At 53.4% G+C, this 10449-nt stretch carries 12 protein-coding genes; all 12 read left to right on the plus strand.

Going from position 1 to position 10449, the window contains the following annotated elements; translation table 11 throughout:
• Positions 1-30 precede the first annotated feature (30 nt).
• The 12 genes from MRY16398_RS06600 (at position 31) to MRY16398_RS06655 (ending at position 10429) form a co-directional block, all read left to right on the plus strand.
• Positions 31-246 carry a class II holin family protein gene (locus tag MRY16398_RS06600; protein ID WP_103245331.1) on the plus strand — a complete coding sequence of 72 codons (216 nt, stop codon included), beginning with the start codon at positions 31-33 and terminating at the stop codon, positions 244-246.
• Positions 246-773, plus strand: coding sequence for a lysozyme (locus MRY16398_RS06605; RefSeq protein ID WP_125124038.1), 528 nt, complete (start codon positions 246-248; stop codon positions 771-773). Before MRY16398_RS06600 ends, MRY16398_RS06605 begins: the two co-directional genes overlap by 1 nt.
• Positions 770-1300, plus strand: coding sequence for a hypothetical protein (locus tag MRY16398_RS06610; RefSeq protein ID WP_125124039.1), 531 nt, complete (start codon positions 770-772; stop codon positions 1298-1300). Before MRY16398_RS06605 ends, MRY16398_RS06610 begins: the two co-directional genes overlap by 4 nt.
• Positions 1297-1557 carry a DUF1378 family protein gene (locus MRY16398_RS06615; RefSeq protein ID WP_125124040.1) on the plus strand — a complete coding sequence of 87 codons (261 nt, stop codon included), beginning with the start codon at positions 1297-1299 and terminating at the stop codon, positions 1555-1557. The genes MRY16398_RS06610 and MRY16398_RS06615 overlap by 4 nt, the downstream gene beginning before the upstream one ends.
• A gap of 148 nt (positions 1558-1705) precedes the next feature.
• Positions 1706-2500: a hypothetical protein gene (locus MRY16398_RS06620; RefSeq protein ID WP_125124041.1), complete on the plus strand. Its 795-nt coding sequence runs from the start codon at positions 1706-1708 to the stop codon at positions 2498-2500.
• 60 nt (positions 2501-2560) lie between these two features.
• On the plus strand, positions 2561-3364 hold the full coding sequence (locus tag MRY16398_RS06625; RefSeq protein WP_125124042.1) for a hypothetical protein: 804 nt from the start codon (positions 2561-2563) through the stop codon (positions 3362-3364).
• A complete protein-coding gene (locus MRY16398_RS06630) occupies positions 3354-4625 on the plus strand; it encodes a hypothetical protein (protein WP_125124043.1) in 1272 nt (423 codons plus the stop codon). The genes MRY16398_RS06625 and MRY16398_RS06630 overlap by 11 nt, the downstream gene beginning before the upstream one ends.
• 11 nt (positions 4626-4636) lie before the next feature.
• Complete coding sequence (locus tag MRY16398_RS06635; protein ID WP_125124044.1) at positions 4637-6055, plus strand: anti-CBASS protein Acb1 family protein; 1419 nt, start codon at positions 4637-4639, stop codon at positions 6053-6055.
• Positions 6052-6873 (plus strand): hypothetical protein, encoded by an 822-nt coding sequence (locus MRY16398_RS06640; protein WP_125124045.1) that lies wholly within the window; start codon positions 6052-6054, stop codon positions 6871-6873. The genes MRY16398_RS06635 and MRY16398_RS06640 overlap by 4 nt, the downstream gene beginning before the upstream one ends.
• Before the next feature lie 12 nt (positions 6874-6885).
• On the plus strand, positions 6886-8496 hold the full coding sequence (locus MRY16398_RS06645; protein ID WP_125124046.1) for an NUDIX hydrolase: 1611 nt from the start codon (positions 6886-6888) through the stop codon (positions 8494-8496).
• A gap of 15 nt (positions 8497-8511) precedes the next feature.
• The gene (locus MRY16398_RS06650) at positions 8512-9381 is read left to right on the plus strand and encodes a hypothetical protein (protein ID WP_125124047.1); all 870 of its coding nucleotides are present in this window, start codon (positions 8512-8514) and stop codon (positions 9379-9381) included.
• Between the two features lie 16 nt (positions 9382-9397).
• Positions 9398-10429, plus strand: coding sequence for a DUF2184 domain-containing protein (locus tag MRY16398_RS06655; protein ID WP_107224192.1), 1032 nt, complete (start codon positions 9398-9400; stop codon positions 10427-10429).
• Positions 10430-10449: the final 20 nt, after the last annotated feature.

Below are 10449 nucleotides of genomic sequence, written 5' to 3' on the forward strand. Positions count from 1 at the left end.
CACAGCACTTCCCAAACGTGGAGGTGGAGTATGTATCGAATGGACAAAATAACAACTGGTGTGAGCTACGGTTTTGCCGGAGCAAACGGAGGGTTCTGGGTGCTCCAGCTACTGGATAAAGTCTCGCCCTCGCAGTGGGCAGCAATTGGTGTTCTCGCCAGTATTCTTTTTGGTCTGCTGACGTATCTGACCAACCTGTATTTCAAAATCAAAGAGGATCGGCGAAAAGCCGCCAGGGGTGAGTGATGGCAAACAGGGCAAAGCTTAGCGCGGCAATGTTGTCTCTCATCGCCGTGGGGGCATCAGCGCCGGTACTGTTTGATCAGTTCATCAGCGAAAAAGAAGGTAACGCGCTGGTGGCCGTTGTCGATCCTGGTGGCGTCTGGTCACTATGTCACGGCGTAACGGTTATTGACGGCAAGCCAGTTGTTAAAGGCCAGCGTGCAACGGAAGCACAGTGCAAGAAGATTAACGCCATTGAGCGCGATATGGCGCTTGCATGGGTAGACAGAAATATCAAAGTGCCGCTGACCGAGCCCCAAAAAGTGGGTATTGCCTCGTTCTGCCCGTACAACATTGGTCCCTCTAAGTGTTTCCCCTCGACGTTCTTCCAGCGCATTAATGCTGGCGACCGTAAAGGTGCGTGTGAGGCTATTCGCTGGTGGATTAAAGACGGCGGTAAAGATTGCCGGGTACGCTCCAACAACTGCTATGGGCAGATTGAACGCCGGGACCAGGAAAGCGCGCTTGCGTGCTGGGGGATAGACCAGTGAGCGCCGAAGCGCGAGCCAGCATCATCGTATTCCTGATCTTGCTGGTGGCCGGGCTTGGCCTGTTCTTTGGTTCCCGCTATGCGAGTAACAGCAGCCGCGCTGATACCGCTGATGCCAATGTCCTGCTGCAGGCTAAAGTCATTCAACAGCAGGCCGCAGAGAGCCAGGCATTCAGCGCGCTGGCATCGGGTACCGCAGATGCTAATGCCGCCGTGGACGCCAGAGCAGAAACAACCGTCATCGAATACCGCGAGATACTCCGCCGTGAAAAAACGTGTGATTACCCTGTGCCTGCTTACGTTGCTGACGGGCTGCTCAACTACACGAACAGTCTACGTGCCGGGGCAATGCACACCGCTACCGCCGGAACTGACAAAGCCGGTAGTGCCGCCACTCCCTCCAGCCAACTGACGTACTGCCAGGCTGTTCTCTGGATAGAACCTCTGCTGGCTGCGATAGAGAAAGCAAACAACCAACTGGCCGCCATCAGGCAGGCTGAACAACTCAGGCAAGGGAAAACGAAATGACGTTATTCGAAACATTACTGCTGTACTTCTCCTCTGTCGCCAGTGCGTTTCTGCTCATCGCTGGTGGCTGGGTAAAAATCCGTGACTGGTTCAAAGCTCACGCCGAAGCGAAAGCACAGGAAGCCGCAGCAGCAGCAAAGGCCGAAGCCGATAAGGTGGAAGCGCTGGTTCAGGTCCGGCTTAAACAACTCCAGGCAGAAGCCGACTCAGCACCTGACGCCACAGCAACGAGCACATCCGGCCCGGTCGTGGGATAACAAATCATCACAGCCTCGCAATCGCGGGGCTTTTTATTGCGCTTCGCATGCGCATTCCGAAGAGAGACTTTCAGTAGTGAGCCTGGGCGAGTCGTTCGCTCTTGGCGGCTTTGCCATGCGACAGGCTCACACCTAAAAGGTAACAAAAATGAAATTAATCAAGTACTGGCATGTAAAACTGTTCCAACATATCGGGACCGGAATGATTGCAGGTAAGCTGGAAAAACTCATCCATGAGGGTTATTCGACCAGCAAGCCAGCCCTGAATTACCACGAAAACAGCGTGATTGAATTGTTTACCGCTCCAGATCAACTGGAAACCAAAACGATTCGCACCTATGGCATCGACAGCATGGTGTGCACGCCGGTTTATGAAGAAGAAAAAGGCAAAGTACACGATCATGCATGTTTGAACTGCTTCACCGGATCAGGGCCATGCACTGGTGAGTGCAATGTACAGGATGAAAACAAACGTCTTTCCACTGGTGTGATGCAGGAATATTTCCCGAACGGCGGTCGAGACTGGGATCAGATTAGCTCGCTGTATGATGCTATCTGCGATGGAAAAATACCTGGTTTGCAGGCAACCCAATTAAACCCACCACGCTGTGAGATGCTGGAATACATTAAAGCTGCAATTGGTGAAGGTTACCAGCCTGAAAATGAAGAGGCGATTACCGACCTGTCATTGATTGACGCGCTGAATGATAACGATCTGAATCGTGAATTCGGTAAGTGCTGGCAGTGGTACAACATGGGCGGCGGTATGCATGAAACATTTGAAGCTCCGAAGCGCGTAGCATTTGAAAATATCACAAAGCCGGTAATTCAATGGCTTAACGAAAACTCCAATCCTCACGCCATTATCGTGATTGACCCAACCGGTGCCACTCTGCATACGGGTGAAATCGGGTACCAAACCGAAGAGTTTTTGAAAGACTGACGGCATTACAGAGGCCGCTCTCTGAGTGGCTTCGATAATGTCAATCGCAGGTGATTCAACATGGCAAAACCGGACTGGGGAGCACTGCAAGACCAGTTCCTCGCCGAGCATGCTAAATCCGGTATTTCCCCCAAAGACTGGTGTGAAGCGCAGGGACTGAATTACGCCACTGCTAAACGCTATATCAAAGTTACGAATTACGGTGCGAATTCGCAAAAAAGCAGTGCGAAAAAAAGTGCGAATTCGCAGAAGGGGAAAGACAAGGCCAGTAAAACCGGGAAGGGTGAAAAGAATCCCCGTGGCGCGGGCAGCACTGAAATTTCTCCACAAACGAAACCTATTCGCGGATCTCGCCACGCGCCGCCAATAAAACCCTTTCAGCCCGGCAATCAGCACGCGCTCAAACACGGCGGCTACGGTCGCCGGATGCTGCTCTCTGACGCAATCACCGAAGACGCCCAGATGCTCACGCTCGACGATGAGCTTTTCTGGCTGCGCGCGGCGAACCTGACGGCGGCTGAGAATATCGGGCGCTGGCAGACCGAGCTTGAGGTTGCCGGAGAAGAGAAAGCCAAAGAATTACATGCCCTGATTTCTGCTGCTGAGAAAGCTATGCACCGCAACACGGCGCGCATCGAGTCCCTTGAGTTCACAAAGGCAGCTATAAGCAAAGCAATTTCTCAGGATGAAAAGTTGAGGTTTGAAACTGCCAGAGGCGAGGCATTACAGGATGCAGAACTACGCAAGATTTCAGCCGAGGCAGACAGGGCAGAGAAAGAATCAGCAGCAATAAAAACTCCAGAAAAACCAGGTGAAAAACCCACGATAGTTATCAACCTTGTGAATTCACCAGATGCCGAATGAATACACCATTGAATTTTTGCCTTTTCATGAAGGTCAAAAAAACATTTACAGGTCAAAGGCAAAAAGGAAGGTAATTCGCGCTGGGCGACGCTTCGGTAAAACCACCATGCTGGAGCAGGCCGGTGGAAATTGGGCAGCCAAGCAAATGCGCGTTGGCTGGTTTGCGCCGTCGTACAAAATCCTGTTGCCATCTTTTAAGGCTATCCGCGACCTTTTAAAACCAATAACTACTAGTTCCAGCAAGACGGACTCAATTATTGAGACTATCGGCGGTGGCCTGGTGGAGTTCTGGACTCTGGATAACCCGGATGCTGGTCGTTCGCGTAAATACCACAAAGTAATCATTGACGAGGGAAGCCTCGTTAAAAAGGGTATGCGTGACATCTGGGAGCAGGCGATAGAGCCAACGCTACTGGACTATGACGGTGATGCTGTCATGGCTGGAACGCCAAAGGGTGTTGATGATGAGAATTTTTTCTATCAAGCCTGTAACGATAAGGATATGGGGTGGGAGGAGCACCACGCGCCAACGGCAGCAAACCCCACCATTAACCCTGAGGCGCTGGCGAGAATCATAGATGGTCGTCCTCCTATGGTTGTTCAGCAGGAATACAATGCTGAGTTCGTTGACTGGAGGGGGCAGAACTTTTTCAAGCTTGACTGGCTATTGGATAACGGTTTACCCGTCGATTATCCGGAAACCTGCGACACAGTTTATGGAGTTGTTGACTGCGCCCAGAAAGGCCAGTTGCAAAACGATGGTTCCGCTTGCATTTGGTTTGCTCTGATCAACGTTCCTGTACCTCACCTTGTCATCCTGGATTGGGACATCATTCAGATTGATGGTTATTTCTTGAAAGATATTGTCCCTCAATGGGTTAGCAAAGCTAAACACCTGAGCGAAATATGCCTGGCTCGTATGGGGTGTACTGGTTTGTTTATTGAGGACAAGGCCACTGGTATCACCCTTTTACAACAAGGTGCCAATGAGGGCTGGAATGTTCACCCAATAGACGGAGATCTTACATCTCTTCCGAAAGAGTCACGCGCTATTAACATTTCAGGCTATGTCGCATCTGGAAAGGTGCGGATATCCAAATATGCCTTTGAAAAAATAACTGAATATAAACAGTCGAAAAAGAATCACATGTTGTTTCAGGTCCTTAAATTCATCATCGGTGAAGAAGACCAGGACGATGATCTCTTTGACTGTTTCAACTATGGCGTTGCTCTTGGTTTAGGTAACGGCGATGGATTCTGACGAGATAACTAATGAACGAAGATGATATCCAGATCGGCAGTTATTCGCCGGAGCTGCTCTCGCTGCTCGACAGTGAAGATATCCAGCCTGGTAGCAGCGTTGGTTATCAGACCTGCAAAACGATTTACATTTTCCACCCGCTGGGCGGGAAGATGGTTGATCGCCCGATTAAGATGGCGATGAATGAGCCGCGTACCGTCCACATTGCGCAAACTTATTCGCTTGAGCAGCGCCTGCGTGACGCGTTCGAGAAAGAATGGAAAGCGCTGAAAGCGGACCAGCACATCGCGGCCGCCGCGCGCATAGCGAGGATTTACGGCACATCGGCAATCGCCATGCTGGTGGATAATCAGGAGCCTTCCCAGGCTCTCGACTACCGGACCCTGTACAAGCATAACGTCAGCTTTAACATTCTGGACCCGCTGAACACGGCGGGCTCTATCGTGCTGAACCAGGACCCGAACGCCTCCGACTTCCAGAAAGTCGATGGTATCAAGGTAGCGGGCAAGGCGTATCACAAATCGCGCTGCGTGGTGTTGCAGAACGAAGATCCGCTTTATCTGGCGTACAACCCGGCAGCATTCGGATTCACCGGGCGCAGCGTTTACCAGCGCGCCCTTTTCCCGCTGAAATCGTTCATTCAGACCATGCGCACTGATGACATGGTGGCGGTGAAGGGTGGACTGCTGGTGGCGATGATCAAGAACGCCAGTTCAATCGTAAACAAAGCCATGCAGGCGCTGGGCGGCATCAAGCGCATGATGTTGAAACGCGGTAAGACAGGCGAGGTGCTACAGATCGGGCATGAGGATGTAATTCAGTCTATCGACCTGAGCAACCTTGAGAAGCCTCTTGATTCTGCCCGTAATCACATCCTGGCAAACATCGCCGCTGCTGCTGACATGCCCGCCATTCTCCTGAATAGCGAGACGTTCACGCAGGGCTTCGGTGAAGGTACTGAGGACGCCAAGGCGGTCGCCGTCTACGTTGATGACATTCGCCGCTGGCTGGAAACGGTTTACGAGTTCTTTATCCGCATCTGCCAGTACCGGGCGTGGAGTTATGACTTTTTCAAAGCCTTACGCATTGATATTCCGCAACTGAAAGATACCTACAGCGTGTATTTTCAGTCATGGATAAACAACTTCGAGTACCGCTGGCCATCATCCCTGAAAGAGCCAGAAAGCGAGAAAGTGAAGGTTGACGAGACGCGATTTAAGGCGATCGTCAGTATGCTGGAGTCATTGTTGCCACAGCTTGCAGCGGACCCGGAAAACAGGGCCACGCTCATTAAGTGGGCCTGCGAAAACGCCAACACTAACGAAAACCTGTTCCCGCAACGTATCGATCTGGATTACGAATCGCTGCGTGATAATCCTCCACCCTCACAGCCTGACCCGGCATCAATACCAGGCGGAATGAGCCTATGAACCAGTTTACGCGCAAAGTCAGGGAGGCCGTTAAGTTCTTCCTGGCTAACGGCTACACCTCGCGCGAAGAACTGGAGCGCTGGCAGTGGTACATCCGCGAGGCGGCAGAAGGAGAGACTGCGGAGGATTACGCCGCCGTTGTGTCCCGACGCCTGACCGGTTCGTATGAAATGGAGGTAAACCGCGCTGGCGCGCTTAAACGCCATCCTGGCTTATCCCGGTTCACGGTGAATTACCTTGAGCCGAAGCTACGCGCGGAACTGGACCGGCGAATACTGTCCAGCGTCGATCTGATTAAGCTGAACCGCCAGAAAGCCATCGACACGACATTATCGCGTTTCAGTGGCTGGGCCAGCAGCATTCCGTCAGCGGATTCAATCGCGCTGCGCGGCATTCAGGGCACGATGCTGGAGGCTGCCGGGCATATCCAGAAAAGCGCCGAGCAACTCGATTACGAAGCGCGCCGGGTGATGATTGACCAGAATCACAAGCTGATCGCCAACATCGACAACGTGATCGCAACCAGCAATAACGCGATTGCTGCCGAATGGCACAGCCACTGGCGCAGGCCCGGCTATCACTACCGGGTAGATCACAAAGAGCGAGACCTGCTGGTCTATCTCATTCGTGGCAACTGGGCGCAGAAAAATGGCTACGTGAAGCCCGGACCCGCTGGTTATCTCGACGAAATCACTCAGCCCGGTGAAGAGGTTTTTTGTAGCTGTTACGTGACCTACCTGTACAACCTCCGCAGCATTCCCGATTACATGCTGACCCAGAAGGGCAGCAAGTTTCTGGAGTCGATGAAAAAGACATAGGAGCATTGAAACGTGGCTATTTTTGCTAGCGGCATCATGTTCCGGCAGGGAAAGAAAATCTTCCTCATTCAGCGATCCGATGACGGTACATGGTGCCCGCCAGGCGGAAAACTGGAGCCAGGAGAACTGGCAGAAGCGGCAGCGCGGCGCGAGGTACGGGAAGAGACCGGCTATAAGTACGACGGGCCGCTTACGCCGTATAGCGTAGCGGGCGATTACCTGACGTACCGGGCTGACGTCGCAGAGAATTTTGAAGCGGTTATTAACGATGAGTCTCTGGCCGCCGGCTGGTTCAGCATCGATGACATGCCCAAGCCGTTGCACCCGCCGTTCGCCGCAGTCATGGCCGCACAACCGCTCAACGAAACCGATGTGGCCGCGCTCATTGCCGATGGCACCCTGAGCAGTCCGCAATTTTTTATCAACATGTGGCTGTACGCCATTCGCGTGACCGGAACCGGTGTTACGTGGCGTTCAGCAGATCAACAGATGGCATTCCGCAATCCGGATGACTATCTCACCCCAGAATTTCTCCAGCGAGTGGCGGGCGTCCCGCTTATCTGGCTTCACCCGGAGAAAAACAAGCTCGACAGCGATGAATTCGCGAAACGTGTTATCGGCACCCTGACAAACAGTTGGGTGGCTGATAACGGCGAGGTGTGGGCTATCGCCCGCGTGTATGACGCCGAAGCCGCCGAAATCATGGCGACCCGGCAACTCAGCACCTCCCCGACCGTCACGTTTAGCGAGATACAGGACGCCATCATCAAAGTCGATGGTCAGCCTCTATTGGTGGAGGGTTCCCCGGTATTGCTGGACCACGTGGCAATTTGTGAACAGGGCGTATGGGACAAGCTCCTTAACCCCACTGGTGTTAAATCTGATTCCATTCCCAAAGAGGCTGAAAAGATGGACGAGGAAAAATTTGTAGAGCTATTCAATAAGTGCATGGATGCTCGCATGGCAAAGGCAGACGCAGAAAAAGACGCCAAGGCCAAAGCTGACGCCGAAGAGGCGGCAAAGAAAGAAAAGGCTGACGCCGAGGCAAAAGAAGCGGAAGAGGCGAAAGCTAAAGCCGATGCCGATGAAAAGGCCGCGAAGGAGAAGGCGGACGCCGATGAAAAGGCGAAAGCCGACGCCGAAGAGGCAGACAAGAAAGAAAAAGCGGATTCCGATCTGCGCCGCGAAATCGCTGAACTGAGAAGCCGGATCCCCACTGAGTTGTCTGACGCAGAACGCAATGAACTGGCTGATGCTCAGATCAAAGCAGACTCTGTTTTTTCCGCATTCGGTCAGCGCGCACCGTCACCGACACCCGGCGAGAAGCCTTTGCCATACCGTCGCCGCCTGCTGGTGAAACTGCAGGAACATTCGCCAGATTTCAAAAACGTTGATCTGTCTGCTATCGCCGACGCTCAGTTGCTGAACATCGCCGAGAAACAGATTTACGCTGATGCGCAATCTGCTGCGAGCCTGTCTGTCGGACCCGGCCAATTGCGTGAAATTAAACGCGCTGATGCGACTGGACGCATGATCAGCACTTTCGAAGGTGACCCGGCTGCGGCGTGGGCGCCGTTCAAACTTGGCAAACGCCAGGTCCTCGCATTCAACAACCAGGCTTAATGGGAGCTCTCAAGCATGGCTAACTTATCTCTTAACCCGATGGCAACCACCAATGCGCGTGGCTCCTTCGGTGTGCAGTCCGATGGGCTGATTCAGGGTGTAGCGCTGGATGATCCAGCCAACCGGTTTAACCTTGCGTCAGGCACCGTGGCATCAACAGAAACCACCCCGATGTGGGGAGGTTTGCCGGTTGCTGAATTTCTGCCGGGTACCGCATCAAGCCCGAAAGGTTCCACCATTCGCCGCGCTGCCAGCGTCAGTGAACTGGAAGGTTTTACGGTATTCAATCAGGCGCACAACGGCCTGACCACGCCGCAATCCCCGGTTCCGCAGTTTGCGTCTGGTATGAGTGTCTCGTATTACCGTATCGGATCAAACATGCGCGTTCCGCTGAAAGCATCCTCTGCGGTGGTTGCACTCGGCACAACTGGCGCGTCGGTGAAAACACCGCTGGCATGGGACTTCGTTAACAGCCAGTTAACCACGGCTGCGGCTGCGGCGTATGCAGGCGGCAACCTGACCACCACTGCTATTGCCTACGCCAATGGCGTTGCTACGGCAACCTTTGCAGCGGCGCATGGCATTACAGCGGGTCAGTACATCACGCTGAGCGGCGCAGTTCCGGCTGATTACAACGGTACCTACTACGTAACATCGGTACCGTCCCCCACTACCCTGACGTTTGTTCCTGCAACCGTTCCGTCTGGTGCAGCAACCACTCAGGCAACTGTGGCAGCGCCGAACGCTACAGCAGTAGCAGCATTTACCCTGCCAGTGAAAGTCCTGTCCATTCAGGCCGGAAACTCGAAAACTGTTTCATATAACAGCACGACCGGTTTCCTGACCTGGAATGACACCGACAACTGCGCGCTGGTCTTACTTTAATCGGGAGCTGAATTAAATGGCTGCAATTACCCCCAGCTATACAATCGTGAACCCGTCGTACATTGCTCCTGAGATGATTATTGGTCAGCAGCAGGCGTCCGGCGCGTTCGAAACCATCGCCAGCGGTAACCCGCAGGTTCGCCTGGGTGTTGGCGATCAATACGCTTACATGCGTCGTCTCGACATTCGCACGCAGGTAGCATCAAGCCAGTCTGGTAACGCTAACCAGTTGCCCAGCGTTGCAATGGAAGCACGGATGATTTCAACGCCATCCTACCTGCTTCGCTGCCGTGGTATTTACGATCACCACGACGTAGCGGCGGCCGGCGGCTGGAATATCGCACTTCCGGAAGCGCAGCGCCTCGGCATGCGCCAGGGCATTTTCCAGCAACTGCGCAACATCCTGTTGTATGGCATGAACCCGGCGAGCGGCGAAGGACTGTTGAATACCGCTGGTGCGACGACTGAAACGCTGCCAGCAGACAGCAATGGTAATACTACCGTCCTGACGTATGATGCAAACCAACTTGCCGTTTACATCCTTGGGCACGTTCAGGCTGCTCTGACTCGTACCATGCAGTTAGGGCGCCAGTTACGCGTCGTTATCTGCGGACCGCAGCGCGTGCTGGGTACGATGGAAATCCAAAAAGTTGTTGAGCTCACTTCCTATCAACGCGTAGGTGCAGGCACTGCAACGGTTGCGGGCATGGTTGATGCCATCCTGGCCGGGGCTGGTGTTCAGACTGACTGGGTGTATGACGATACACTGATTGGGAAAGGTGCTGGCGGTACGGATGCAGTGATTATCACCATCCCGGAAATTGAAACGCCGATGGTGAATTCAACCATTAACACCAACGAATTTGCGAAACTGTCACCGAACCTGGCGGCAAACGCACTGATGTGGTGTGACATGGCGGCACCGCGTGAAATTCCTACGCCGATCCCTGGTGGTGCTGTTGATGTGCTGTCCGAGCTGCGTTCAACGTCTGGTTGGGGTGTCCGTCCGGAAGCAATCACCATCCTGTCGATGGCGTACAGCGCGTAACCCATAAGTTTTTAACAAAC

The sequence above is a fragment of the Phytobacter sp. MRY16-398 genome, from assembly GCF_003925915.1.
In the GTDB taxonomy this organism is placed as follows: Bacteria; Pseudomonadota; Gammaproteobacteria; order Enterobacterales; family Enterobacteriaceae; genus Phytobacter; species Phytobacter diazotrophicus.